27 protein-coding genes and 1 other RNA gene are annotated in these 25,504 nt (G+C 62.7%); 19 read left to right on the plus strand and 9 right to left on the minus strand.

Annotated elements, in window-relative coordinates:
* The 9 genes from livM (at nucleotide 1) to ACZYHG_RS09280 (ending at nucleotide 10,380) form a co-directional block, all read left to right on the plus strand.
* Nucleotides 1–1,596, plus strand: a complete 1,596-nt coding sequence (gene livM / locus ACZYHG_RS09240) for a high-affinity branched-chain amino acid ABC transporter permease LivM (protein ID WP_464613526.1) — start codon at nucleotides 1–3, stop codon at nucleotides 1,594–1,596.
* Nucleotides 1,596–3,080: an ATP-binding cassette domain-containing protein gene (locus ACZYHG_RS09245; RefSeq protein WP_464613527.1), complete on the plus strand. Its 1,485-nt coding sequence runs from the start codon at nucleotides 1,596–1,598 to the stop codon at nucleotides 3,078–3,080. Before livM ends, ACZYHG_RS09245 begins: the two co-directional genes overlap by 1 nt.
* A complete protein-coding gene (locus tag ACZYHG_RS09250) occupies nucleotides 3,080–3,808 on the plus strand; it encodes an ABC transporter ATP-binding protein (protein WP_027031668.1) in 729 nt (242 codons plus the stop codon). The genes ACZYHG_RS09245 and ACZYHG_RS09250 overlap by 1 nt, the downstream gene beginning before the upstream one ends.
* Before the next feature lie 16 nt (nucleotides 3,809–3,824).
* Nucleotides 3,825–4,172, plus strand: a complete 348-nt coding sequence (locus tag ACZYHG_RS09255; protein ID WP_464613528.1) for a DUF6867 family protein — start codon at nucleotides 3,825–3,827, stop codon at nucleotides 4,170–4,172.
* A gap of 137 nt (nucleotides 4,173–4,309) precedes the next feature.
* Nucleotides 4,310–5,425: a branched-chain amino acid ABC transporter substrate-binding protein gene (locus tag ACZYHG_RS09260; RefSeq protein ID WP_464613529.1), complete on the plus strand. Its 1,116-nt coding sequence runs from the start codon at nucleotides 4,310–4,312 to the stop codon at nucleotides 5,423–5,425.
* A gap of 293 nt (nucleotides 5,426–5,718) precedes the next feature.
* Complete coding sequence (pyc, locus tag ACZYHG_RS09265) at nucleotides 5,719–9,177, plus strand: pyruvate carboxylase (protein WP_464613530.1); 3,459 nt, start codon at nucleotides 5,719–5,721, stop codon at nucleotides 9,175–9,177.
* 162 nt (nucleotides 9,178–9,339) lie between these two features.
* Nucleotides 9,340–9,600, plus strand: a complete 261-nt coding sequence (locus tag ACZYHG_RS09270) for a DUF2312 domain-containing protein (RefSeq protein WP_464613531.1) — start codon at nucleotides 9,340–9,342, stop codon at nucleotides 9,598–9,600.
* Between the two features lie 32 nt (nucleotides 9,601–9,632).
* Nucleotides 9,633–10,073 carry a hypothetical protein gene (locus ACZYHG_RS09275; RefSeq protein WP_464613532.1) on the plus strand — a complete coding sequence of 147 codons (441 nt, stop codon included), beginning with the start codon at nucleotides 9,633–9,635 and terminating at the stop codon, nucleotides 10,071–10,073.
* 7 nt (nucleotides 10,074–10,080) lie between these two features.
* Entirely contained in the window at nucleotides 10,081–10,380 is a 300-nt protein-coding gene (locus ACZYHG_RS09280; protein WP_464613533.1) for a hypothetical protein, read from the plus strand.
* Nucleotides 10,381–10,440: 60 nt separating this feature from the next.
* On the opposite strand, the gene msrB is transcribed toward ACZYHG_RS09280, so the two are convergent.
* The 4 genes from msrB to ACZYHG_RS09300 form a co-directional block, all read right to left on the minus strand.
* Nucleotides 10,441–10,845 (minus strand): peptide-methionine (R)-S-oxide reductase MsrB, encoded by a 405-nt coding sequence (gene msrB, locus ACZYHG_RS09285; RefSeq protein WP_027060360.1) that lies wholly within the window; start codon nucleotides 10,843–10,845, stop codon nucleotides 10,441–10,443.
* A 103-nt stretch (nucleotides 10,846–10,948) separates the two neighbouring features.
* Nucleotides 10,949–12,139, minus strand: a complete 1,191-nt coding sequence (locus ACZYHG_RS09290) for a vWA domain-containing protein (RefSeq protein WP_464613534.1) — start codon at nucleotides 12,137–12,139, stop codon at nucleotides 10,949–10,951.
* A 7-nt stretch (nucleotides 12,140–12,146) separates the two neighbouring features.
* Complete coding sequence (locus tag ACZYHG_RS09295) at nucleotides 12,147–12,593, minus strand: N-acetyltransferase family protein (RefSeq protein ID WP_464613535.1); 447 nt, start codon at nucleotides 12,591–12,593, stop codon at nucleotides 12,147–12,149.
* 53 nt (nucleotides 12,594–12,646) lie between these two features.
* Nucleotides 12,647–13,510 (minus strand): LysR family transcriptional regulator, encoded by an 864-nt coding sequence (locus ACZYHG_RS09300; protein WP_464613536.1) that lies wholly within the window; start codon nucleotides 13,508–13,510, stop codon nucleotides 12,647–12,649.
* Nucleotides 13,511–13,656: 146 nt separating this feature from the next.
* Here ACZYHG_RS09300 and ACZYHG_RS09305 point away from each other — a divergent pair, with 146 nt between their 5' ends.
* Nucleotides 13,657–15,201, plus strand: coding sequence for an MFS transporter (locus ACZYHG_RS09305; RefSeq protein ID WP_464613537.1), 1,545 nt, complete (start codon nucleotides 13,657–13,659; stop codon nucleotides 15,199–15,201).
* A gap of 40 nt (nucleotides 15,202–15,241) precedes the next feature.
* Here ACZYHG_RS09305 and ACZYHG_RS09310 read toward each other — a convergent pair whose 3' ends face one another.
* A complete protein-coding gene (locus ACZYHG_RS09310) occupies nucleotides 15,242–16,081 on the minus strand; it encodes an AAA family ATPase (protein ID WP_464613538.1) in 840 nt (279 codons plus the stop codon).
* 146 nt (nucleotides 16,082–16,227) lie between these two features.
* Here ACZYHG_RS09310 and ACZYHG_RS09315 point away from each other — a divergent pair, with 146 nt between their 5' ends.
* From ACZYHG_RS09315 to ACZYHG_RS09345, 7 genes are all read left to right on the plus strand, one after another.
* On the plus strand, nucleotides 16,228–16,653 hold the full coding sequence (locus tag ACZYHG_RS09315) for a DUF4345 domain-containing protein (RefSeq protein ID WP_464613539.1): 426 nt from the start codon (nucleotides 16,228–16,230) through the stop codon (nucleotides 16,651–16,653).
* 25 nt (nucleotides 16,654–16,678) lie between these two features.
* Nucleotides 16,679–16,834: non-coding RNA, 6S RNA (gene ssrS / locus ACZYHG_RS09320), on the plus strand.
* A gap of 95 nt (nucleotides 16,835–16,929) precedes the next feature.
* Complete coding sequence (locus tag ACZYHG_RS09325; RefSeq protein ID WP_464613540.1) at nucleotides 16,930–17,517, plus strand: 5-formyltetrahydrofolate cyclo-ligase; 588 nt, start codon at nucleotides 16,930–16,932, stop codon at nucleotides 17,515–17,517.
* 77 nt (nucleotides 17,518–17,594) lie between these two features.
* Nucleotides 17,595–18,419, plus strand: coding sequence for a TIGR00282 family metallophosphoesterase (locus ACZYHG_RS09330; RefSeq protein ID WP_027060352.1), 825 nt, complete (start codon nucleotides 17,595–17,597; stop codon nucleotides 18,417–18,419).
* A gap of 68 nt (nucleotides 18,420–18,487) precedes the next feature.
* Entirely contained in the window at nucleotides 18,488–19,255 is a 768-nt protein-coding gene (locus tag ACZYHG_RS09335) for a TerC family protein (protein ID WP_464613541.1), read from the plus strand.
* A gap of 217 nt (nucleotides 19,256–19,472) precedes the next feature.
* On the plus strand, nucleotides 19,473–20,222 hold the full coding sequence (locus tag ACZYHG_RS09340; RefSeq protein WP_464613542.1) for a YebC/PmpR family DNA-binding transcriptional regulator: 750 nt from the start codon (nucleotides 19,473–19,475) through the stop codon (nucleotides 20,220–20,222).
* Between the two features lie 16 nt (nucleotides 20,223–20,238).
* A complete protein-coding gene (locus tag ACZYHG_RS09345) occupies nucleotides 20,239–20,565 on the plus strand; it encodes an Rdx family protein (RefSeq protein ID WP_464613543.1) in 327 nt (108 codons plus the stop codon).
* Here ACZYHG_RS09345 and ACZYHG_RS09350 read toward each other — a convergent pair whose 3' ends face one another.
* The 3 genes from ACZYHG_RS09350 to ACZYHG_RS09360 all read right to left on the minus strand — a co-directional run bounded on the left by ACZYHG_RS09350 (nucleotide 20,566) and on the right by ACZYHG_RS09360 (nucleotide 22,395).
* A complete protein-coding gene (locus ACZYHG_RS09350) occupies nucleotides 20,566–21,009 on the minus strand; it encodes a GNAT family N-acetyltransferase (RefSeq protein WP_464613544.1) in 444 nt (147 codons plus the stop codon).
* A 68-nt stretch (nucleotides 21,010–21,077) separates the two neighbouring features.
* Nucleotides 21,078–21,560, minus strand: a complete 483-nt coding sequence (locus tag ACZYHG_RS09355; protein ID WP_464613545.1) for an anthrone oxygenase family protein — start codon at nucleotides 21,558–21,560, stop codon at nucleotides 21,078–21,080.
* Nucleotide 21,561: 1 nt separating this feature from the next.
* Nucleotides 21,562–22,395: an NAD(P)H-binding protein gene (locus ACZYHG_RS09360; protein ID WP_464613546.1), complete on the minus strand. Its 834-nt coding sequence runs from the start codon at nucleotides 22,393–22,395 to the stop codon at nucleotides 21,562–21,564.
* 114 nt (nucleotides 22,396–22,509) lie between these two features.
* On the opposite strand from ACZYHG_RS09360, the gene ACZYHG_RS09365 reads away from it, so the two are divergent.
* Nucleotides 22,510–23,151 (plus strand): TetR/AcrR family transcriptional regulator, encoded by a 642-nt coding sequence (locus ACZYHG_RS09365; protein WP_464613547.1) that lies wholly within the window; start codon nucleotides 22,510–22,512, stop codon nucleotides 23,149–23,151.
* A gap of 123 nt (nucleotides 23,152–23,274) precedes the next feature.
* Here ACZYHG_RS09365 and rpmE read toward each other — a convergent pair whose 3' ends face one another.
* Nucleotides 23,275–23,496, minus strand: a complete 222-nt coding sequence (rpmE, locus tag ACZYHG_RS09370; RefSeq protein WP_027031640.1) for a 50S ribosomal protein L31 — start codon at nucleotides 23,494–23,496, stop codon at nucleotides 23,275–23,277.
* 206 nt (nucleotides 23,497–23,702) lie between these two features.
* Between rpmE and ACZYHG_RS09375 the strand changes: the two genes are divergently transcribed.
* Nucleotides 23,703–25,502, plus strand: coding sequence for an ABC transporter transmembrane domain-containing protein (locus ACZYHG_RS09375; RefSeq protein ID WP_464613548.1), 1,800 nt, complete (start codon nucleotides 23,703–23,705; stop codon nucleotides 25,500–25,502).
* Nucleotides 25,503–25,504: the final 2 nt, after the last annotated feature.

The raw sequence follows: 25,504 nt of genomic DNA on the forward strand, positions 1-25,504 counted from the left end.
ATGGCCGTCACCGTATCTCCCGAACGCGACACCGTCGCCACCCCTGTCCAACGCGCCCTCAAGGAAGCGTTCTATGCCGGCGCCATCTCGCTTGGCCTGTTCGTGCTGTTCATCGGCCTGAAGACCGGTCAGAACATGCGCAATGAACTGGTCGTGACGACACGCTGGGGCCTGCTCGCGGCCGTGGTGATTGCCACCGCCGTCGGCCGCTTCCTCTATATCGCCTATGGCCAGCCCTTCATGGCCAGCCAGAAGATAACCAACGTTGCCACCGGCCTGTTGCCGGCCAGCGTGGCGTCACGGTTCTTCCAGTTGCCGTGGTTCATCGCGGCAGCCGTCGCCGCGGTGTTGCTGTTCGCGGTCAATAGCTCTCTCGCCGGATGGGTGGGAGCAGAAGCGGCCGGCTACCTGCAGTTCCTGCGCGCGCTGGCGGTCATCTATGTGCTGGCCAGCGTGATCTACTATTTTCGTGCCTTCATCCATACCAACTTCACCAAATTGGGCATTACAGCGTTGGTGCTGTACCCCATCCTGGTGGTCGCGGTGCTGTCGCTGAATGCCTGGTCGATCACCGGCGGGATGCAGGGCTCGCTGAAATGGGTCGATAATTTCGGCATCCAGATCCTGATCTATGTGATGCTGGCCTGGGGCCTGAACATCGTCGTCGGCCTCGCTGGCCTGCTCGATCTCGGCTACGTCGCCTTCTATGCACTTGGCGCCTATGCGTATGCGCTTCTCGCCACGCAGTTCGGCCTGTCGTTCTGGATCCTGTTGCCGGCCGCTGGCGCCATGGCTGCCCTGTGGGGCGTGCTGCTCGGCTTCCCCGTGCTGCGCCTGCGTGGCGACTATCTGGCGATCGTGACGCTGGCTTTCGGCGAGATCATCCGGCTGGTGCTGATCAACTGGCGCGAGGTCACCAACGGGTCGGCCGGCATTTCCGGCATTCCCAAAGTCAGCTTCTTCGGCCTGATGTCGTTCAACGTGTCGGACCCGAACTATATCGCCAAGGTGCTGCACATCGCCCAGTCAGGCGCCTACTACAAGATTTTCCTCTACTATCTGATCCTGGGCCTGTGCCTGCTCACCGCCTTCGTCACCGTCAGGCTGCGCCGTTTGCCGGTCGGCCGCGCATGGGAAGCGCTGCGCGAGGACGAAATCGCCTGCCGCTCGCTTGGCATCAATACGACGACGACCAAGCTGACGGCCTTTGCCACCGGTGCCATGTTCGGCGGCTTTGCCGGCTCTTTCTTCGCCGCGCGGCAAGGCTTCGTCAGCCCCGAATCCTTCGTCTTCCTGGAATCGGCCATCATCCTTGCCATCGTCGTTCTCGGCGGCATGGGCTCGCTGGTCGGCATCGCGGTTGCCGCGATGGTGATGATCGGTGGCACCGAGGCGCTGCGCGAACTCGATTTCCTCAAGCAGATATTCGGGGACGATTTCACCCCGGAACTCTACCGCATGCTTCTGTTCGGCATGGCCATGGTCATCGTCATGCTGTGGAAGCCGCGTGGCTTCGTCGGCAGTCGCGAACCAACCGCCTTCCTCAAGGAGCGAAGGGCTGTCTCCGGTTCCTTCACCAAGGAGGGCCACGGCTGATGAACGCGAGCACACCAATGAACGGCGCTATCCTGCAGGTCGATCACCTGTCGATGAAGTTCGGCGGCCTTGTCGCCATCGGCGACCTGTCCTTCACCGCCAAGCGCGGCGAGATCACGGCGCTGATCGGACCCAACGGCGCCGGCAAGACGACCGTGTTCAACTGCATCACCGGTTTCTACAAGCCGTCGGAAGGCATGATCACGCTCAACCGCGCCGACGGCTCTTCTTACCTGCTCGAACGTCTGCCCAATCATGAGATTCCGGCGCGCGCCAAGGTGGCGCGTACCTTCCAGAACATCCGCCTGTTCTCGGGCATGACGCTGCTGGAGAACCTGCTGGTTGCCCAACACAACAAGCTGATGAAGGCATCGGGCTATACGATCCTGGGCCTGTTCGGCTTCAGCGGTTACCGCAAGGCCTCGGCCGAATCGGTGGAGCTTGCCAAGCACTGGCTGGAGAAGGCCGATCTTGTCGACCGTGCCGACGACCCGGCCGGCGACCTGCCCTATGGCGCGCAGCGGCGCCTCGAGATCGCGCGTGCCATGTGCACCGGTCCGGAGCTTCTGTGTCTCGACGAGCCGGCGGCCGGCCTCAATCCGAAGGAATCGGCGGCGCTCAACGAACTGCTGATCGACATCAAGAACACGTCGGGCACCTCGATCCTGCTGATCGAGCATGACATGTCGGTGGTCATGCAGATTTCCGACCATGTCGTGGTGCTCGAATATGGCCGCAAGATCTCCGACGGCAGTCCGCAGTCGGTGCGCACCGATCCGCGCGTCATCGCCGCCTATCTCGGCGTCGACGACGATGAGGTCGAGACCGTTCTGACCGAGGTCGGCGACGAGGATGTCATCGAACAGCTTGATACGGGCCCTGACTCCGCGCATGGCCCGGGGACATCGTCGTCATATCTTGCCGGGCCGGTGAGCGATACCGTCGGGCACAGCACCGGCGAGCGTGTGACCGTGTCGAAGGGCGCCTCGAAGGCGGCTCAGGTCGACGCCCGCGCCGCCAGCGTGGCGAGCAAGCCTGTCGTGCCGCCGACTCCGGCCAAGCCAGCCGCGAAGGCGGGCGCGGGGAAAACAGCACCAAGGAAAACGGCCGCCAAGACGCCCGTCGCGAAAGCCGAAGGCATTTCGAACCGCCTCGCTGCCCCGCGTGGCGGCAAGGCCGACAATCTGACCCGCATCAAGGGCATCGGTACGGTCAACGAGAAGAAGCTCAACGAACACGGCATCTTCCACTTCGACCAGATCGGCGCCTGGAAGAAGGCCGACGTCGAGGCGGCCGAGGCCTATCTCGCCTTTGACGGACGCATTGCGCGTGAGGAATGGGTCAAGCAGGCCAAACTGCTCGGCCATGGCAAAGATACGGAATTCTCGCGCCGCGTCGATGCGGGCAAGGTGGCGACCAGCCATGCTGCCGCAAAGACTGCCGCTGTCAAACCCGCGGCGGGCAAGCGCGGAGGGAGCAAGTGATGGCCGGGACAACACTGCTCGATATCAAGGGTGTGCAGACCTACTACGGCAACATCCGGGCGCTGAACGGGGTCGATGTCTCCGTCAATGAGGGTGAGATCGTCGCACTGATCGGCGCCAATGGCGCCGGCAAATCGACGCTGATGATGACCATTTTCGGGGCTCCACGCGCCCGCACCGGCACCATCACCTTCGCCGGCACCGATATCACCCAATTGCCGACGCACGAGATCGCGCGCCTGCGCATCGCCCAATCGCCGGAAGGTCGCCGTATCTTCCCGCGCATGACGGTGATGGAAAACCTGCAGATGGGCGCCAGCCTCGACAACCTCAAGCACTATGACGAGGACGTCGAGAAGGTGTTCACGCTGTTCCCGCGGCTGAAGGAGCGCATCGGCCAGCGCGGCGGCACGCTGTCGGGCGGAGAGCAGCAGATGCTGTCTATCGGGCGCGCGCTGATGGCGCGGCCGAAACTGCTTCTGCTCGACGAGCCGTCACTGGGCCTGGCGCCGCTGATCGTCAAGCAGATCTTCGACGCCATCCGCGAGTTGAACCGCACGCAGGGGCTGACCGTGTTCCTGGTCGAGCAGAACGCCTTCGGCGCGCTGAAGCTCGCCACGCGCGGCTATGTCATGGTCAACGGCAATGTGACGATGAGCGGCACCGGCAAGGAACTGCTCGCCAATCCCGAAGTGCGTGCCGCCTATCTCGAAGGCGGACATCACTGAGTTCAGGAGACTTCCCATGCAAGGCATTCTCTACGAGGAACCGTCGATTTGGCAGTTCTTCTTCGTCACCTGCCTGCTCGGCGGCTGGGCGGCATGGATGACCGGCAAGGCCAGCGCCCAGACATGGCGCAGCTTTCCGCAGTTGTTCGTCTATGTGCTCGGCCTTGGGATCGGCATCCGCTTCATCCATCACGCGCTGTTCGACGGCACGATGTTTTCGCTGCACTACTATATCGTCGACACCATCGTGCTGATGATACTTGGCTTCGTCGGCTATCAATACACACGAACCAACCAGATGGTCACACAGTATAATTGGCTCTACGAAAGAGCTTCAGTCTTGAGCTGGAAACCGAAAGGTTGACGTTCATCATTAACGCCGCTTCAGGGATGAATCGGCGTGACAAGGGCCTGAAAATCGGCAAACTATGCCTTCTGCGATAAGGGTGGGCATCGCATGAAAGCTTCATCCACGCCCACTCCGTTAATGGGAGCGTTTAAATGAAAAAGTCACTTTTGTCCGCCGTGGCCCTGACCGCGCTTGTCGCGTTCAGCGGCAACGCGTGGGCTGATGTCCTGTTCGCCGTCGCCGGTCCGATCACCGGCCCGAACGCGGCCTTCGGCGCACAGCTGCAGAAAGGTGCCGAGGCGGCTGTCGCGGCGATCAATGCCAAGGGCGGCATCAATGGCGAGCAGATCAAGCTCGAAATCGGCGACGACGTCTCCGATCCGAAGCAGGGCATCTCGGTCGCCAACAAGTTCGTCGGCGACGGCGTCAAGTTCGTGATCGGCCACTTCAACTCGGGCGTGTCGATCCCGGCCTCGGAAGTCTACGCTGAAAACAACATCGTCGAAATCACGCCGGCCGCAACCAACCCGAAGTTCACCGAGCGTGGCTTGTGGAACGTGTTCCGCACCTGCGGACGCGACGATCAGCAGGGCAGCATCGCCGGCGCCTATATCGCCGCGAATTTCAAGGATGCCAAGGTCGCCGTCGTGCACGACAAGACCCCTTATGGCCAGGGCCTTGCCGACGAAACCAAGAAGGCGATGAATGCCGCCGGCGTCAAGGAAGTGATGTATGAAGGCATCAATGTCGGCGACAAGGACTTCTCGGCGCTGATCGCCAAGATGAAGGAAGCCGGCGTCACCCTGATCTACTGGGGTGGCCTGCACACCGAAGCCGGCCTGATCATTCGCCAGTCGGCGGACCAGGGCCTCAAGGCAACGATGATGTCGGGTGACGGCATCGTGACGGACGAGCTTGCCGCGATCGCGGGCGACGCCGTCGCCGGTACGCTCAACACGTTCGGACCCGATCCGCGCCTGATCCCGGCCAACAAGGAACTCGTCGAGAAGTTCCGTGCGCAGGGCTTCGAGCCGGAAGCCTACACGCTCTACGCCTATGCCGCCGTGCAGGTGGTTGCCGAGGCGGCTGCTGCCGCCAAGACGAACGACCCGCAGGCTGTTGCCAAGGCGATGCATGAAAGCGGTCCGTTCCCGACCGTCCTGGGCGATCTCGCCTATGACGCCAAGGGCGATCCGAAGCTGCCGGGCTACATCATGTACGAGTGGAAGAAGAAGGACGACGGCAAGTATTCCTGGTTCCCGAAATAAGCCACTCAGACAGGTCTGAGATCCATGATGCCCGGCGCGTTGCGCCGGGCATTTTCTTTGGTACGTTCCGGCGACTGAAGAGCTTTCTTGCGGGCTCTTCTCAACCGGGCCAGATCGCATCCAGGATCGAAATTGTCGTCCTTGTTGCGTCCGTCCGAACGGATGCGTGCGAGTGTTGGCCGGATAATTGATTTAAATCGGTTTAAATCAACGCTGATTTTGTTTGCACTGCAGCATTTTCACGCTAATCATTGCACCGATTTCCCGTTCCTTCCGTTGCTGGAGCCCAGTCCTTGGCCATCACGAAGATCCTCGTCGCCAACCGGTCCGAAATCGCCATCCGCGTCTTTCGCGCGGCCAACGAGCTGGGTCTCAAAACCGTGGCGATCTGGGCCGAGGAAGACAAATATTCGCTGCACCGCTTCAAGGCCGACGAAAGCTACCAGGTCGGACGCGGCCCGCATCTGACCAAGGACATGGGGCCGATCGAGAGTTATCTGTCGATCGAGGAAGTGATCCGCGTCGCCAGGCTTTCGGGCGCCGATGCCATCCACCCGGGCTACGGGCTTTTGTCCGAAAGCCCCGAATTCGCCGAGGCCTGCGCGCAAGCGGGCATCACCTTCATCGGTCCGAAGCCGGACACGATGCGCCGGCTCGGCAACAAGGTTGCCGCGCGCAACCTCGCCATCGAGGTTGGCGTGCCTGTCATTCCCGCCACCGATCCGTTGCCGGACGATATGGAGGCGGTCAAGAAACTGGCCAAGGAGATCGGCTATCCGGTGATGCTGAAGGCGTCGTGGGGCGGTGGTGGGCGCGGCATGCGCGCCATCCGCGCCGAGGCCGACCTTGCCCGCGAAGTGATGGAAGGCAAGCGCGAGGCGAAGGCCGCCTTCGGCAAGGACGAGGTCTATCTCGAAAAGCTGATCGAGCGTGCCCGCCATGTCGAGGTACAGGTGCTTGGCGACACGCATGGCAATGCCGTGCATTTGTTCGAGCGCGACTGCTCGATCCAGCGCCGCAACCAGAAGGTCGTCGAGCGGGCGCCGGCGCCATACCTGCAGATGTCGCAGCGCGAGGAGCTTTGCGGCTACGCGCTGAAGCTTGCTCGCGAAACCAATTATATCGGCGCCGGCACGGTCGAATTCCTGCAGGATGCCGACAGCGGCAAATTCTATTTCATCGAGGTCAATCCGCGCATCCAGGTCGAGCACACCGTCACCGAGCAGGTGACCGGCATCGATATCGTCAAGGCGCAGATCCACATCCTTGACGGCTTCGCCATCGGCACGCCGGAATCGGGCGTGCCGGCGCAAAGCGACATCAGGCTGAACGGCCATGCCTTGCAGTGCCGCATCACCACCGAGGATCCCGAGCACAACTTCATTCCGGATTATGGCCGCATCACCGCCTATCGCGGCGCCACCGGCTTCGGTATTCGCCTCGACGGCGGCACCGCCTATTCCGGCGCCGTCATCACCCGCTTCTACGATCCGCTGCTGGAGAAGGTGACGGCGTGGGCGCCGACGCCGGCCGAGACGATCGCGCGCATGAACCGCGCGCTGCGCGAGTTCCGCATCCGCGGCGTCGCCACCAACCTGACCTTTCTCGAAGCGATCATCAACCACCCGAGCTTCGCCGACAATTCCTACACGACCAGGTTCATCGACACGACGCCGGAGCTGTTCCAGCAGGTCAAGCGCCAGGACCGCGCCACCAAGCTCATCAACTATCTCGCTGACGTTTCGGTCAACGGCCATCCTGAAACGCGCGGCCGGCCGACACCAAAGGCCGATGCGGCCGCACCCGTCGTGCCCTACCTCAACGGCAATGTGCCTGCGGGCCGCAAGCAGAAGCTGGACGTGCTCGGCCCGGAGAAATTCGCCGCCTGGATGCGCGAGCAAAAGGAAGTCCTGGTCACCGACACAACGATGCGCGACGGTCACCAGTCGCTGGTGGCGACGCGCGTGCGCACGCATGACATTGCCGGCATTGCCGGCACCTATGCGCGTGCCTTGCCGCAGCTGTTGTCATTGGAATGCTGGGGCGGCGCCACTTTTGACGTCGCCATGCGCTTCCTCACCGAGGACCCGTGGGAGCGGCTGTCGCTGGTGCGCGAGGCAGCGCCCAACCTGTTGCTGCAGATGCTTTTGCGCGGTGCCAACGGTGTCGGCTACACCAACTATCCCGACAATGTCGTGCAGCATTTCGTCAAGCAGGCTGCTGCCGGCGGCATCGACCTGTTCCGCGTCTTCGACTGCCTGAACTGGGTCGAGAACATGCGCGTCGCCATGGACGCGGTCGGCGCCGAGGGCAAGCTGTGTGAGGCGGCAATCTGCTACACAGGCGACATTCTCGATCCGGCGCGGGCCAAATACGACCTGAAATATTATGTCGGCCTGGCCGGTGAATTGCAGGCCGCCGGCGCCCACATCATCGCCGTCAAGGACATGGCCGGGCTCTTGAAGCCGGCTGCGGCGCGCGTGCTGTTCAAGGCGCTGCGCGAGGCGACCGACCTGCCGATCCATTTCCACACCCACGACACGTCAGGCCTGTCGGCGGCGACCGTGCTGGCAGCGGTGGAGAGCGGCGTCGATGCCATCGACGCGGCAATGGACGCCTTCTCCGGCAACACCTCGCAGCCTTGCCTGGGCTCGATCGTCGAGGCGCTGAAGGGCACCGAACGCGACCCCGGCCTCGATCCGCAATGGATCCGCAAAATCTCGTTCTACTGGGAGGCGGTGCGCAACCAGTACGCCGCTTTCGAAAGCGACCTCAAGGGGCCGGCCTCGGAAGTCTATCTGCACGAAATGCCGGGCGGTCAGTTCACCAACCTCAAGGAGCAGGCGCGCTCGCTCGGGCTGGAGACGCGCTGGCACGAGGTGGCGCAGACCTATCACGACGTCAATTTGATGTTCGGCGACATCGTCAAGGTGACGCCGTCATCCAAGGTCGTCGGCGACATGGCGCTGATGATGGTCAGCCAGGACCTGACCGTCGCCGATGTCGAGAATCCCAACAAGGATATTGCCTTCCCGGACTCGGTCGTGTCGATGCTGCGCGGCGATCTTGGCCAGTCGCCTGGCGGTTGGCCAGAAGCGCTGCAGAAGAAGGCGCTGAAGGGCGACAAGCCGATTACGGCGCGGCCCGGCTCGCTGCTGCAGCCCGCCGATCTCGCGGCCAGCCGCAAGGAGATCGAGGAGAAGCTGGATCGCAAGCTCAGTGAGTACGAATTCGCCTCGTGGCTGATGTATCCGAAGGTGTTTACCGACTTCGCCGGCGCGCAAGAGACTTACGGCCCGGTCAGCGTTCTGCCGACGCCGACCTATTTCTACGGCATGAAGTCCGAAGATGAGATCTTCGTCGACATCGAGAAGGGCAAGACACTGGTGGTGCGTTGCCTCGCCATCGGCGATGTCGACGACAAGGGCATGGTCACCGTGTTCTTCGAGCTCAACGGCCAGCCGCGGCGTGTCAAGGTGCCCGACCGGGCGCATGGCGCGTCCGCCGCCAAGGCGCGCCGCAAGGCCGAGCCTGGCAATGAGGCGCATGTCGGCGCGCCGATGCCGGGTGTGGTCTCCGCCCTTTCGGTCGCTGCCGGCCAGGCGGTGAAGGCTGGCGACGTGCTGCTTTCCATCGAAGCGATGAAGATGGAAACGGCGTTGCATGCCGAGCGCGACGGCACCGTCGCCGAAGTGCTGGTCAAGGCCGGCGATCAGATCGACGCGAAGGATCTGTTGATCGCCTTCGGTTAGTCGACACCTTTCCACGGGATGGCTGTCTGCATCATGGCGGCAGCGTTGGTTCGACCGTCGATAACGGCTTGACCCGCTGCCCCCGGTCGGGCATCGAACCGCTGAATTTGCTGCGGCCTGTTTTCCCGAGTCGCGGCACGGAACCAATTCTTGGAGAAAAACATGGCCGACGATATCATCGATACCAGCCAGACTGTTGCCGCCGGCCAACTGCGTGCCCTCATCGAGCGCATCGAGCGGCTCGAGGAAGAAAAGAAGACGATCGCCGACGACATCAAGGAAGTGTTCGCCGAGGCCAAGGGCACCGGCTTCGACACCAAGGCGATCCGCACCATCATTCGGCTGCGCAAGAAGGACCAGGCCGAGCGCCAGGAAGAGGACGCCATCCTCGATCTGTACATGGCCGCGCTCGGCATGGTCTGAGGCCAAGCCTCTCATGACTTCCCGAGGCGGTCATGAGTGAGTTCGACTTTGGCGGCCGCCGCGCCTCGGAATTCCGCCATCGCGGCTTCTGGACGTTGTTCGCTGAGCGGCACCCGGAAGAAAAAGGTCGGCTGGTGAGGCGCGGACCCTGGTTCTGGCAGCGCGGGCTGCCCGACTTCGCCCTGGTCCTTTCGATGTATGTCGCGCCGGCCCAGAACCATGTCGGCGTCTTCTTCGGCCGCAACGAGAAGTTCGGCGCCACGCAAAGCTGGTCGCGGTTGAAGCCGTTCCAGCCGGCGATCGAGGACCGGCTGAAGCTCAGGCCGGAACAAAGCTGCGAGGGCCTCGGCATCAATTCGATGTGGCGGGTCAACTGCTACGCCGAGGACAATTGGCCTGCCATGACCGACTGGCTGGTGACGGAATGCTCGCGTGTCGAGCGCGCCGTCACCGAAGTGCTTGGACAGGAGTAGAGCGGCGATGTCTGCGGATTTCTTCCGCTCGCGTTGGCTTGGCCAAGTATCGCTCAATCGATTGTTCTGGCGCGACATGCTGCTCGTCGGCACCATGATCAGCATGGCCTCATCAGCGCTGGCGCTTGTCCTGCTCGGCCTGAAGCTGCCGCTCTGGCTGGTTCTGGCGGTGCATTTCGCACCGGTGCCTTACAACATCTTCCTGACCTCGGCGGTCTGGCGCACGGCTGAAAAATCGGCCGGTGCCAAGGCTTCGTTGGTAATGCTGGGTTCCGCGCTTTGGCTGATCGCAACGGTGGTTGTCTGAGGCTCGCATACGAAAAAGGGCGGCCGAAGCCGCCCTTTGCAGAAAGCCATGAGATGCCGATCAGGCCGCCGGCTCGAATTTCAGCGCCACGCCGTTGATGCAATAGCGCAGGCCGGTCGGCGGCGGGCCGTCCTCGAAGACATGGCCGAGATGGCTGCCGCAGCGGGCACAATGGCATTCGGTACGGACCATGCCATAGCTGCGGTCGACGGTGTTCTCGACCGAACCGGGCACCGGGTCATTGAAGCTCGGCCAGCCGGTGCCGCTCTCGAACTTCAGCTTGGATTCAAACAGCGGCTGGTCGCAGCCGACGCAGGAAAATGTGCCGGCGCGCTTCTCGTAGAGAAGGGCGCAGCTTCCCGGCCGTTCGGTGCCATGATTGCGCATGACCGCATATTGCTCCGGCGTCAGCCGGGCGCGCCATTCGGCGTCGGTGCGGGTCACGGGGTAGGTGTGGGTGTCCATTTGATCTCCTCAGCCTTGGCGGCTCGTTGTTGATTGCAACCGGATATTCGCACCAACATAGGCATTTGTTACAGGTTCGCCCAGCGGCGCGCCCTCTGCAAGATCAATGTTTCCTCGAAAGCTGCTTCGTCGCGGCTTCCAACCCGGCGAGCGTCAGCGGGAACATGCGGCCGCCGAAGATGTCGCGGATCATGGCGATGGAATGGGTGTAACCCCAGTTCTTTTCTGTTTCAGGGTTCAGCCATACCGCGTTCGGCCATTGCTGCAGCAGGCGACCAAGCCAGACACTGCCTGCCTCCGGATTCCAGTGCTCGACCGAGCCGCCGGGGTGCGCGATCTCGTAGGGGCTCATCGAGGCGTCACCGACGACGATGACCTTGTAGTCCGGGCCGTATTTGTGGAGGAGATCGAAGGTCGGGATCACCTCGGCATGCCGGCGTCGGTTGTCCTTCCACACGCCCTCGTAGAGGCAGTTGTGGAAATAGAAATATTCGAGCTGGCGGAATTCGGCGCGCGCGGCCGAGAACAGCTCCTCGACGCTCTTGATGTGGTCGTCCATCGAGCCGCCGACATCGAAGAACATCAACAGTTTTACGGCATTGCGCCGCTCAGGCCGCGTCTGCACGTCGAGGTAGCCATGCTCGGCGGTGGCGTGGATGGTGCCGGGCAGGTCGAATTCTTCCTCCGCGCCCTCGCGGACCCAACGGCGCAGCCGCTTCAGCGCGATCTTGATGTTGCGGGTGCCGAGTTCGACGGCATCGTCGAAATTGCGGAACTCGCGCTTGTCCCAGACCTTCACCGCGCGGCGGTTACGGCTTTCGTGCTGGCCAATGCGCACGCCTTCGGGATTGTAGCCATAGGCGCCGAAGGGCGAGGTGCCGCCGGTGCCGATCCATTTCGAGCCACCCTGGTGACGGCCCTTCTGCTCCTCGAGCCGCTGCTTCAGCGTCTCCATCAGCTTCTCGAAGCCGCCGAGCGCCTCGACCAGCTTTTTCTCCTCGTCGGTCAGGTGCTTTTCGGCGAGGCGGCGCAGCCATTCTTCCGGAATGTTGGCGACGTCAACCGCATCCGGTCCGCCCAGCGCCTCGATGCCCTTGAAGACGTGCGCAAACACCTGGTCGAAGCGGTCGATATGGCGCTCGTCCTTCACCAAGGCGGCGCGGGCAAGGTAATAAAAACCCTCGACGTCGTAGTCGACCAGCCCGGCCTCCAGCCCCTCCAGCAGCGACAGATATTCCCGCAGCGAAACGGGAACACGCGCTGCCTTCAGTTCGAGGAAGAAGGGGATGAACATTTTCTATCTACAGCAAATCATACTCGATGAAGCCAGTCCTGCGCGCGACATGGTCGTAGAGCTTGCGCGCCGTGGTGTTGGTCTCGTGCGTCATCCAGTAGACGTTCTTGACACCGATTTTTGCCGCCTCTTCCTTTACTGCCTTGATCAGGGCCGCACCGATGCCCTTGCCGCGCACATCCGGGTCGGCGAACAGATCCTGCAGATAGCAGTTGTTCTTCTCCGACCAGCCGGAGCGGTGATAGAGGTAGTGGGTGAGGCCGACCGCCTTGCCGTCGAGCGTGGCGATAAAACCCTTGGGCTCGAACTCACCTGGCGTGAACAGCCGCTTCCAGGTGATGGCGTAGACCTCTTCCGGAAGCTTGGTTTCGTAGAAGGTGAGGTAGTCGGTCCACAGCCGTCGCCAGTCGGCGTGGTCGGCCTGCACCAGGGGGCGGACGGTGATCTCGGTCATTGCGGTTCCTCCAAAGCCTGATCCGGACGGAATCAGGCCGGACACAGCTTCGCCTAAACCGCAGCCGAATTGTACTCGCGAAATGCGGTGGCCAGCACCTGCAGCGCTTCGCGCGCTCGCGGCGCCAGTGTATGCGCATGCAGCACCACTTCGGAAGGGTCAAGGGGCGGCAGGCCGAGCTTGCGGCCGATCTCGACCAGGCCGGGAGGAACGACGCGGTGGGCCAGCGCCGAAACGGCAAAGCCCGCCGACACCGCAATGTTGACGGCCGCGCCGCCGCCGCCCACAAATGCCTCCTCCCAGGCGATGCCGGCCTTATCCAGCGTCTCGACCGCCCGCACACGATCCGGACAGCTGCATATGGTGCTCAGTAGAGCGAGGCGCAGCGGCGTTCCGCGCTGCCATTCGAAGGAAGGCGTCGCGAACCAGCCATAATGATTGCGCGACAAGGTCCGGCCCGGACGGCTGTCACCCTCGCGGTGCACGATGATCGCATCGAGTTCGCCGCGATCGAACGCTTCTTTCAGAATGGTTGAGGTGTCGATCCTCAGACTGAGCGTGAGCGATGGATCGTGCGCGTGGAGCTGGGCGATCAGAACGGAAAGCTCCGGGCCGGCGACATGATCGACAAAGCCGAGCGCGAGCCGGCAAGGCGCTTCGGCAAACTCGGCCATGGCTCGCTCATGCGCGGCAAGGAAGTCTCGCGCGGAAGGCAGGAAAACGGCGCCCTTCGCCGACAGGTTGACGCGGCGCGGCGTGCGTTCGATCAGCCGCGCGCCGAGCTTTTCCTCGAGCCGTCGCAGCTTGACGCTGATCGTGGCTTGGGTGCTGCCAAGTGCTTCGGCGGCGCGGGTGAAGCTCTGCAGATCGGCCACCATCACGAAGGTGCGCACGGCGTCGACATCAAGGGTGGTCATTCCAGGCCTTCCTTAGGAACCATGCCAATTTGTCATTTCTGATATAGCCAACCATAGCCTGTTTTCATGGTCAAGGCTCATCTATGTCAGCCTCATCGCGGTTTGAAGAGCGCCGCCTCTCCCTGTTTCGACAGAAAGTGACTGACATGCCGTTTCAAATTGAACGCAACACCATCGCGCTGACCGGCGTTTGCCTAGCGTCGCTGCTGTTTGGCCTCGAAATCTCCAGTGTGCCGGTGATCCTGCCAAAGCTGGAAATCGTGCTCGCCGCCAATTTCAAGGATTTGCAGTGGATCATGAATGCTTACACCATTGCCTGCACGACGGTGCTGATGGCAACGGGGACATTGGCCGACCGTTTCGGCCGCAAGAGCGTGATGGTGATCACCACCGTCGCCTTCGGCCTCGCCTCGCTAATGTGCGGTCTGGCAACGAGTGCGCCGCTGCTGATCGCGGCCCGCTTTCTGCAAGGCCTTGCGGGAGGCGCGATGCTGACCTGCAGCGTGGCCGTGCTGTCGCACCAGTTCCAGGACGGAAAGGCGCGCGGCAAGGCCTTCGTCGCCTGGAGCGTCGTCTCCGGGATCGGGCTCGGTTTCGGTCCTGCCATTGGCGGACTGATCGTCGCGCTCTCAAGCTGGCAGTGGGTGTTCCTCATCCATGTTCCACTGGCGATCCTTGCACTGGTCTTCATCGCCACCGGAGTCACGGAATCACGCGATCAAAACGCCCAGAAGCTCGATCGGGCCGGCATCCTGACGCTTTCGTCGGCGGTGTTCGGCTTCTCCTATCTGATCACGCAAGGCGCTGATCTCGGGGCCGGCGCCCGCATTGGCGTGATTGTCGCATCGGTTGCGGCTTTCATCGCGCTCCTTATCGCAGAGAGGGTCAATCCCTATCCGATGTTCGATTTCTCCGTCTTCCGCATCCGTCAGTTTTCGGGCGCGATCATGGGCGCGGTCGGCATGAATTTCAGCTACTGGCCATTCATCATCTATCTGCCGATCTATTTTTCCGGCGTGCTCGGCTACGACAGCACCACGACCGGCCTGCTGCTCTTGGTCTACACGCTGCCCTTCATGGTGATGCCGCCGATCGCCGAACGCATTCGTGCGCGCTATCAGGCGCGGATTGCGATCCCGCTCGGCTTGTTCACTCTGGGGATCGGTTTTATCGCCATGTGGATTGGGTCCGGGCTCGAGGGTGCGAGCTGGTTGACCATGCTGCCGGGCGCGCTCATCGCCGGCATCGGCATTGGCCTCACCAATTCGCCGACCACCAACACCACGACCGGTGCGGTGTCGCCGGATCGCGCCGGCATGGCCTCCGGCATCGACATCAGTGCGCGCCTGATCACGCTCGCCATCAACATCGCGGTGCTCGGCCTGTTGCTGACGCAGGGGATTGTTTCCTACCTCCGCAATGCATTTGGCCCCGCTCTCGACCCCGGCGAAGTGCGCGCGTTGGCAGAAAGGATCGCCACCGGAAATCTCGATGGCCTCGCACGGGAGACGCCGAAGCTCGCAACCCTCGACCCGTCCGGCGCCATTGTGCATGCCGCCCTGGTCAATGGCTTCGGCTGGGTCATGCTCTATTGCGGGATCGGCGTTCTTGCCCTGTCGGTCATCGGTTTCGTCATCTTCGGACCGAAGACCGTCGCACCGAAGCAGAGAGGGCTTGCTGCCGCCGAGTGAGCGGCCGAGGCCTGCGCGTAGCGAGAGCTTCGCTTGATCTTCACCCCTGCCGCCGCGCCATGAAGGCGAGCCGCTCGAACAGATGCACGTCTTGCTCGTTCTTCAACAGGGCGCCGTGCAGCTTGGGCAGCGCGTTCTTCGGGTCGGCGCGCAGATCTTCCGGCGCGATGTCGTCGGCGACCAGCAGGCGGATCCAGTCGAGCGCCTCGGAGGTCGACGGCTTCTTCTTCAGTCCGGGTACCTCGCGGATCTCGTAGAACTGGGTGAGTGCTGCCCGCACCAAATTCTGCTTGATGCCGGGATAGTGGACGTCGACAATCTTGTGCAGTGTCTCGACATCGGGAAAGCGGATGTAGTGGAAGAAGCAGCGGCGCAGGAAGGCGTCGGGCAACTCCTTCTCGTTGTTGGAGGTGATGATGACAATGGGGCGGACGGCGGCGCGGATGGTCTCGCCGGTCTCGTAGACGAAGAACTCCATCCGATCGAGTTCCTGCAGCAGGTCGTTGGGGAATTCGATGTCGGCCTTGTCGATCTCGTCGATCAACAGCACGACTTTCTTGCCCGCCGCGAATGCCTCCCAGAGCTTGCCGCGCTTGATGTAGTTCTTGATGTCGTTGAACCTGGCATCACCGAGCTGGCTGTCGCGCAGCCGCGAGACGGCATCATATTCGTAGAGGCCCTGTTGCGCCCGTGTCGTCGACTTGACGTGCCATTCGATGAGGTCGAGGCCAAGGGCTGATGCCACTTGGCGGGCAAGCTCGGTCTTGCCGGTGCCGGGCTCGCCCTTGACCAGCAGTGGCCGCTCCAGCGCGATCGCCGCGTTGACCGCCACCATCAGATCCTTGTCGGCGACATAGTCCGCCGTGCCTTCGAAACGCATTCTCGCTCCTCGGTTCTTTATCGCGACCGTAAGGACGCCGGCCAAGCTGTGCAAGGGCGCGCCGGCTGCGACGAATGGGCTTGAAACCCGGGACGGAAATATCCGTTGCTAGGGCAAGGCCGCTTGGCAGGCCGAAGGGCGGCAGCATGAACGAAAAGATATCAGGCAGGACGGCACTGCAGATCGTTGTCGCGGTGCTGGCGGCAACCCCGGTTCTGGTGGGCATCGAAGGTATTCTTTCCGGCCCGGCGTTTCTTCACGTAATCGCTCCATGGCCGGTCGATCTCGACAGCCATTTCCGCTTCCTGTCCGGATTTTTCCTGGCTGTCGGTATTGGCTGGTACAGCTGTATTCCCCGTATCGAGGTAAAGACGGAGCGGTTCCGGCTGCTTGCCGCCTGCACTTTTACTGGCGGCCTGGCACGGCTTGTCTCGCTGATTCTGGTCGGCGCGCCATCGCTGGGGCACCTCGCCGGGCTCTGTGTCGAACTGCTTGCGGTGCCGGCGCTGGTCTGGTGGCAGGGGCGTGTCGCGAATAAAGCCGCCTGGGGTGCCCGTCTCACTGGCGCTTGACCGATGAGCGGCCTATATTGGGGAGGACGGTCTGTGCTTCCCGGCAGGAGAACATTTTCCCCGGGGCCTTAACGATCCTTAGGGAGCTGTCCCTGGGAAGACCCGTGGGTTTTCTCACACGGCGCCCACCTACTTTGTAGGTTCCCGGGATCGCTCTCTCCACCGGTTGTGTGGATCGTCACTTATTGCCCGTCGCCAGGCATTCCGGTGGATGATGCGGTAGAAACCGTCGCTCCTGAAATGCCATCCAGATCCGGCCTTTTCTATCGTCCGCGCATGACATCCTCAAAAGACCTGAAAAAGCAGCTTCGCCTCGAGGCCCTCGGGCGCCGGGATGCGCTCGATGAATTCTGGCGGGTGGAGGCAGCGCTCGAAATGGCCGAGACGGCGCGCGATCATCTCGCTGTCGAGCCCGGCCAGATCGTGTCCGGCTTCTGGCCGATGCGTTCGGAAGTCGACGTCAGGCCATTGATGTTTGCCTTGCGTGAGAAGGGGGCGAGGCTTTGCCTGCCCGCCATTCTCGACAAGACCACGATCGTCTTTCGCGAACTGGTGCGCGGCGCGCCGATGGTGGACATGGGTTTTGGCACGGTCGGGCCCCATGCGGAGGCGGAGGCGCTTGATCCCTCGGTGATGCTGGTGCCGCTCGCTGCCTTCGATGCGCGCGGCCATCGCATCGGCTATGGCGCCGGCTATTACGACCGCGCCATCGCCAGGCTTGTCGACAAGGGACATGCCCCCCGCCTGATCGGCATCGCCTTCAACTGCCAGGAGGTTTCGCAGGTTCCGGACGAACCGCACGACGTGGTCATTCCAGAAATACTGACCGAGAGCGGGTTGCGCCGCTTTGCGCCAAAATTGTAGATAAGTACAATGGACGCATGATCTTTTCGCAGACGTCATGCAGCTTTTTGCTTCGCTGACATCAGGTGCGGGATCATATGAGACTTCTCTTCCTCGGTGACATGGTTGGAAAGACAGGCCGCACGGCGGTCTGGGAACAGCTTCCCGGCCTGATCTCCGACTTCAAGCTCGACTTCGTCATCGTCAACGGCGAGAACGCCGCCGGCGGCTTCGGCATCACCGAAGAGATATTTCGCGAGACGATCGCTGCCGGTGCCGATGTCGTCACCACCGGCAACCATGTCTGGGACCAGCGCGATGCGCTGGCTTTCGCGCCGCGCGAGGAGCGTTTCCTGCGCCCTTCGAATTTTCCCAAGGGCACGCCGGGGCGCGGCTCCGGTGTGTACATTTCCAGGGGCGGTGCGCGGGTGCTGGTCGCCAACATCATGGGCCGGGTGTTCATGCATCCCGAGCTCGACGATCCCTTCCAGGCCGGCGAGCGTGAACTCGCCGCCTGTCCGCTCGGCGAACAGGCGGATGCTGTGGTGATCGACTTCCATGCCGAGGCGACGTCCGAAAAGATGTGCTTCGCGCATTTCGTCGACGGCCGCGCCAGCCTCGTCGTCGGCACCCACACCCACCAGCCGACCGCCGACCACCAGATCCTCAATGGCGGCACCGGCTATCTCTCCGACGCCGGCATGTGCGGCGATTATGATTCCTCGCTCGGCATGGACAAGGAGGAACCGCTCAACCGGTTCCTGTCGAAAGTGCCGAAGGGCCGTTTCGAGGCGGCGACCGGACCTGCAACATTATGTGGCGTCGGCGTCACTATTTCCGACCGAACGGGGCTAACTGAGAAGATCGCGCCGTTTCGTCGCGGACCGCGGCTTGAAGAAACCGCTCCATCTTTCTGGTCATGACATTGATATAGAGGTTTGTAGTACCTAACTGCCGGCGACACTGCTCTAGATCGTAGGGGACGACCTCCATGCAGGTTATAGAATTCCTGGCGCCGCATTTTCATTTTGTTTCCGACCCAACCGCCTGGGTCGCGTTGTTGACGCTGGTGGTGCTCGAGATCGTGCTCGGCATCGACAATCTGATCTTCATTTCGATCCTGACCAACAAGCTGCCGGAAGCGCAACGGGCCCGCGCCCGCCGGCTCGGCATTTCGGCGGCGCTGATCATGCGGCTGGTGCTGCTCGCCACCATCTCGATCATCGTCCAACTTACGACGCCGGTGTTTACCGCCTTCGGCCATGGCTTCTCCTGGCGCGACCTGATCCTGATCGCCGGCGGCCTGTTCCTGGTCTGGAAGGCGACCAAGGAAATCCATCACACCGTCGATCCCGACGATCATCAGGACACGATGCTGGGCGGGACCCTGCAGATCAGCCTTGCCGGCGCGATCTTCCAGATCCTGCTGCTCGACCTCGTCTTCTCGATCGATTCCATCATCACCGCCGTCGGCATGACCGACGAAATCGCCATCATGTACATCGCCGTGATCGTGGCCGTTAGCGTGATGATGCTGGCGGCAGGGCCGCTGGCGAACTTCATCGCCAAGAACCCGAGCATCGTCATGCTGGCGCTGGGCTTCCTGCTGATGATAGGCATGACGCTGATCGCCGACGGCATGGGCTACCACGTGCCCAAAGGCTACATCTACGCGGCGATGGGTTTTTCGGCCCTCGTCGAAGGCCTCAACATGCTGGCGCGGGGGCGCAAGAAGGCGAAGCCCAGCGACGGGCACTAAGCGATCGGCAGCGGATCATCATGACCACCCGCGCCCCAGCACGGCGCGGCTGGACGAATTGAGCCGATTTATCTATAAGCCGGCCATTCCGACAGAGAACGCCGTGCTTCCGTGAGTTGCACCCAGGGCGCTCTGAAATTTTGAATTCGAGCATTGGCAGGGCGAGATGAGTCATCTCGTTGCAGCATGCTCTAGCCGAGAAGACGACAGGGGTGCCATGGCTGGCCATTCACAGTTCAAGAACATCATGCACCGCAAGGGCCGCCAGGACGCGGTGCGGTCGAAAATGTTTTCCAAGCTGGCGCGCGAAATCACCGTCGCAGCCAAGAGCGGAACGCCCGATCCATCGATGAATCCGCGCCTGCGCCTGGCGATCCAGAACGCCAAGGCGGTGTCGATGCCGAAGGACAACATCCAGCGGGCCGTCAACAAGGCCTCGATGGGCGATGCCGAAAACTACGAAGCCGTGCGCTACGAGGGCTATGGCCCAGGCGGCGTCGCCGTCATCGTCGAGGCCTTGACCGACAATCGCAACCGCTCGGCGTCGAATGTGCGCGCGGCCTTCACCAAGGCTGGCGGCGCGATGGGCGAAACCGGCTCGGTCTCCTTCATGTGGGACCGTGTTGGCGAGATCTATTATCCGGCATCGGCCGGCAGCGCCGACAAGGTTATGGACGCGGCAATCGAAGCCGGCGCCGACGACGTGGAAACCGACGAGGAAGGCCACACGATCTATTGCGCCTTCGAGGCTCTTGGCGAGGTGTCGAAAGCACTGGAAAGCGCGCTCGGCGAGGCGGAATCGGTGAAGCTGATCTGGCGGCCGCAGAACAATGTCCCGGTCGACGAGGAAAGGGCTCAGTCGCTGATGAAGCTGGTCGCCACGCTTGAGGATGACGATGACGTGCAAAGCGTCTACGCCAACTTCGAAGTCGACGAAGAGACCTTGGCCAAGCTCAGCGCGGCGTGACCGGAGCCCGTCCAAGATGAGCGCGGTCCGGTCCGACCTGGGCGAGAAGCCCATCATCCGCATCACCTATTGTACGCAGTGCCAGTGGCTACTGCGAGCCGGTTGGATGGCGCAGGAGCTTTTGTCGACCTTCGGTACCGATCTCGGCGAAGTGACGCTGGTGCCGGGCACCGGCGGCATCTTCACTGTCTCCTGCAACGAGGTTCTTGTCTGGGACCGCAAGCGCGATGGTGGTTTTCCCGACGCGGCGAAACTCAAGCAGCTGGTCCGTGATGTCATCGATCCGGATCGCGACCTCGGCCATTCCGATCGCAAGGACCATAAATCAAAAGACCCGGCCTGATCAGGCTGGGTCGAAGGCGAAGCGGTAGACATTGGTTTGCCGTTTCTCGAATCCCAGTTTCAGGTACAGACGGTTTGCGGCCTCTCTTGACGGGCGCGAGGTGAGGTCGACGGTCCTGGCACCGGTGGCCTTTGCCCGAGCCAGCGCTTCACGAACCAGGGCCGACGCGATGCCATGGCCCCTGTGGCGATCATCGACGATCACATCCTCGATGATGGAACGCACCCCGGTTGGCACACGGAACACGGCGAGCGTCAGCATCCCTTGAAGCGTTTGTCCCGTCCTTGCGATGAGCAGCGTTGTCGCGGGCGATTTGATGACAAGCTCCAGGTCTTCGTTGCGTGGTTCCGTTGCGGATGACGACAGCTGTGGGATCAAGTCGATGATCGAACGTGCCAGCCATGGCGTCAGGGTGGATACCGCCTCTATCTCGAAGTAGGTCACGTTGATCATCCTTCCAGGCAAGCCACGGTCGGACCCGAAAATGCCTGCTTCTGGCGGGTCCGTTGGAGCTACCTCACCGTAATCGCCATGATGAAGCAACCCATTGCCACGACGGCGGTGACGGTGCGGACGTGGTTCCACATCACCCAGTCCCTGAGAAAGCTGGTCCACACGGCGGCGCCATTGGCGCTGGCTGGGTCGACGGCGGCGAGCGCATCGTTGAGCGGCACGTTGAAGACCATGGTCACGATCGGGTTGCCGACGAGATAGATCAGGGCTCCGGCGAGAAGCCAGAACGAACCCGGCTGGCTCCAGCCGATGATCGCGCCGGCGATGAGCACGAGGCAGACCAGCCCGGTGCCGAAGAGTGCCGTCATGAAGGTCGGCGTGATGACAGTGATATTGATCGAATTCATGGCGGCGATGCCTTGCGGGACAGGCAGTCGGGCAAGTGCGGCCATGACGAAGTTGGAAAAGGCGAAGAACACGCCGCCGACGACGCCTGAGCCGATTGCGGCGATGATGGTGAGGGTGGGAAGAAGCCTGATCATCTCAGTTACTCCAGATGCCGGTTGCGGCGGTTTCGCTTGCGTAGGCTGAAAAGTCTTTCGGCGCGCGGCCAAGCACACGCTGGACGCCGTCGGTGAGCGACTCGTTGCGGCCGTCGAGCACCTGGGTGAACAGCTCATCGAGCAGCCAGACGATTTCGGGTGGCAGTTCATGCGACGCGACAGAGGTCGTGAACTCGTCATGCGAGATTCTGACAAATCGGATGTCGCGTTCTGCCGCCCTGGCAATTTCGGCGACCGCATCAGTGAAGCTCAACAGCCGCGGTCCCGTGAGCTCATAGAGCTGGCCGACATGACCGGGCTGGGTCAGCACCGCTTCGGCGGCGTCGGCGACGTCGTCGACATCGACAAAGGGTTCGCCGACAGGTCCGACCGGCAGTGCCATCTCGCCCGCCAGCAGCGGCTCAACGAGAAAGCCTTCGCTGAAATTCTGCGAGAACCATGCGCAGCGCAGGATCGTCCAGTCGGCCCCGGAAGCCTTCAGCATCTCTTCGGCGCGCTGCGCCTCGTGCTCGCCACGGCCCGACAAAAGCACCAGCCGGCGAACGCCATGCCGCACGGCAAGGCGGGCGAAGGCACTGATCACTTCGGCGGCGCCCGGCACGGCGATGTCGGGATAGTAGCTGATGTAGACGGCGCTGACGTCGTCCAGTGCGGGAGCCCAGCTTGCGGGAGCTTCCCAGTCGAAGCGAGGCGCGGCGGAACGGGAACCGATCCGTACCGGAATACCGCGCGCCGTCAGCCGCTCGGCGAGACGGCGGCCGGTCTTGCCGGTGCCGCCGAGGATCAGGATTGGTTTGGTTGTCGTGTCAGTCATCTCTGAGTGTCCTTGTCTAAAACATGAGAAATCCTCACATTTGCAAAACGTGATAAACCCTCGTATTTTGCGAGTCAAGCCGCTCCTGGCGATTTTGTTGAGTTGGAGCTAGAGATGGACGACACCGAAGCCACCGTTTCCTCGCAGGAGCAGATCGCTTCGCCGCGCCGGGCGCCAAGCCAGCAGCGCAGCCGCGAGCGGGTCGAGCGCATGCTGGCCGCCGCCTCGGCGCTGATCGCCGAGCAAGGCAGCGACGCCATGCGCATGGGAGAAGTCGCGGAACGGGCAGGGGTGTCGATCGGCTCGCTCTACCAGTTCTTTCCCGACAAGCGGGCGATCATCTGGGCGCTGGCCGAGCGCTATACCGTTGAAAGCCAGGCCTGCATCTCGGCCGAGCTCAAGGATGTCAGCGACGCCGAAGGCCTGCGACGGGCTTTCTCGGAGTTGGTCGATATCTATTATCGGCTGTTCCTCGCCGAGCCGGTGATGCGCGACATCTGGTCGGGCACGCAGGCCGACAAGGCGCTGCGCCAGCTCGAACTCGCCGACAGCCGCGCCAATGCCGAATTCCTCGTCGCGGTGCTGAAGCGATTGCGTCCCGGCGCCGATCCCGTCTCCCTGGAGACCACGGCGTTTCTCGTCTGGCAAATGGGCGAGGCCGCGATGCGGCTGGCGATCTCGGTCGAACGGCAGGAGGGCGACAGGTTGGTCGCCGCCTACAAACGCATGGCGCTACGGGAATTGCTGGCTGAATAGGATGCTCTCACCCTCCCCACAAGGGGGAGGTAGGGCCAGGTGCTGGCCCGAGGCGGTCTGCATCGGTTGCAACAAAAAACCCGCCACAAGGGCGGGTTTTTGGATCTGCAAGACTTGTTTGGCTTAGAGGCCGAAACCTTCGAAGCGCTTCTTGAACTTCGACAGACGGCCGCCGCGGTCGAGCAGGGTCTGGTGGCCGCCGGTCCAGGCCGGGTGGGTGCTCGGGTCGATATCGAGGTTCATCGTATCGCCTTCCTTGCCCCAGGTCGAACGGGTCGTGTATTCGGTGCCGTCGGTCATGACGACCTTGATGGTGTGGTAGTCGGGATGGATAGCGCTCTTCATGGCTCGGTTCCTGGCTTGCCGGCGCGGCTGACGGGCATAAGCCTGCGTCGATGCGCCTCTTTTTAAAACTCGAAGCCGCAGCTATTGAGGAGCCACGGCTTCTAAAACGGTCGGCGAGCCTATACATCAGGCGGAATTGAATCACAAGGCCGCGGCAAGCGCATATTGAGGCGCATGAAGCTGAAGCGGCTAGAGGACACACCAAGATGGCGCAATCAAGCAGCGCAGACGAGCGCCGACGCTCGCTCAAGCCGCTCCGCCGCCTGTTCCCCTATATCACCAGATATCGCACGCTGGTCGTCGGCGCCCTTATCTCGCTGGTCATCGCGGCGGCAACGACATTGGCGCTGCCGCTGGCCGTGCGGCGCATGATCGACCATGGTTTCTCGTCAGCCAGCACCACCTTCATCGCCGAATACTTTGCCGCGCTGGTGGCGATGGCGGCTGTGCTCGCGGCGGCATCGGCCGGCCGCTACTATTTCGTCATCACGCTTGGCGAGCGCGTCGTCGCCGATATCAGGCGCGATGTCTTTGCTCATGTGACGACGCTGTCGCCTGCCTTCTTCGACACCGCCCAGTCGGGCGAGATCGTGTCGCGGCTCGCCGCCGACACCACCCAGGTCAAGTCGGCTGTGGGCGCCACGGCCTCGGTCGCCCTGCGCAACGTCATCCTCGGCCTCGGCGCCTTGGGAATGATGGTCGTCACCAGCCCGAAACTGTCCAGCCTGGTCATCGCGGCGATTCCAATCATCGTGCTGCCGCTGGTCGCCTTCGGCCGTTCGGTGCGGCGCAAGTCAAGGCAGGCACAGGACACGCTTGCCGATGCGACGGCCTATGCCAGCGAGCAGATCGGCGCGGTGCGCACGCTGCAGGCCTTCACCAACGAGAAGCTGGTCACCAGCCATTTTTCGGGCGCGGTCGAGGCTGCCTTCGAGGCGGCGCGCGCCTCAATCTTCGCACGCTCCTTCCTGACCTTCTTTGCCATTTTCACCATCTTCTCGTCGGTCGTCGCGGTGCTGTGGTTCGGCTCGCGCGATGTGCTGGAAGGCGCGATATCGCCCGGCACGCTCGGCCAGTTCCTGCTTTACTCCGTGTTCGCCGCCGGTGCGCTCGGCGCGCTGTCGGAAGTCTGGGGCGAACTCGCCCAGGCGGCGGGTGCGGCCGAGCGGCTGACCGAGATCCTGGCCGAGAAGCCGGCGATCCAGGCGCCGGCCGATCCAAAGCCGCTGCCGGCGGTCGCCAAGGGCGCGATTGTCTTCGACGATGTCTCCTTCTCCTATCCAGCGAGACCCGACCGTGCCGCCGTCCACGGCCTGAGCTTTCAGGTCATGCCCGGCGAGACGGTTGCAATTGTCGGTCCTTCGGGAGCGGGCAAGAGCACCGTCTTCTCCCTGATCCTGCGCTTCTACGATCCCGAGGCCGGCAAGATCCTGATCGATGGCGTCGATGTGCGCGAAGCCGATCCCGTTTCGGTGCGCGAGCGCATCGCCATCGTCCCGCAAGATGTCACCATTTTCGCGGCCAGTGCACGCGACAATATCGGTTTTGGCCGGCCCGGCGCGAGCGAGGCCGAGATCGAGGCGGCGGCAAAGGACGCGCTGGCCGATGAATTCATCCTCAGGCTCGAGAAAGGCTATGACAGCCAGGTTGGCGAGCGCGGCGTGACGCTGTCCGGCGGCCAGCGCCAGCGGGTGGCGATCGCCCGCGCCATCCTACGCGACGCGCCGATCCTGCTGCTCGACGAGGCGACGTCGGCGCTTGATGCCGAAAGCGAGACGCTGGTGCAGGTCGCGCTGGAACGGCTGATGCAAGGCCGCACCACCATCGTCATCGCCCACCGGCTGGCGACGGTGCTGAAGGCCGACCGGATCCTGGTCATGGATGGCGGCCGTATCGTCGAGGAAGGCACGCATCAGAGCCTGGTCGCCAAGGGCGGCATCTATGCGCGTCTGGCCAAGCTCCAGTTCGAGACCGGCGCCAGCGCCTTCAGGGGCGCGGCGGAATAGGC

It is taken from the genome of Mesorhizobium subarcticum, assembly GCF_055456085.1.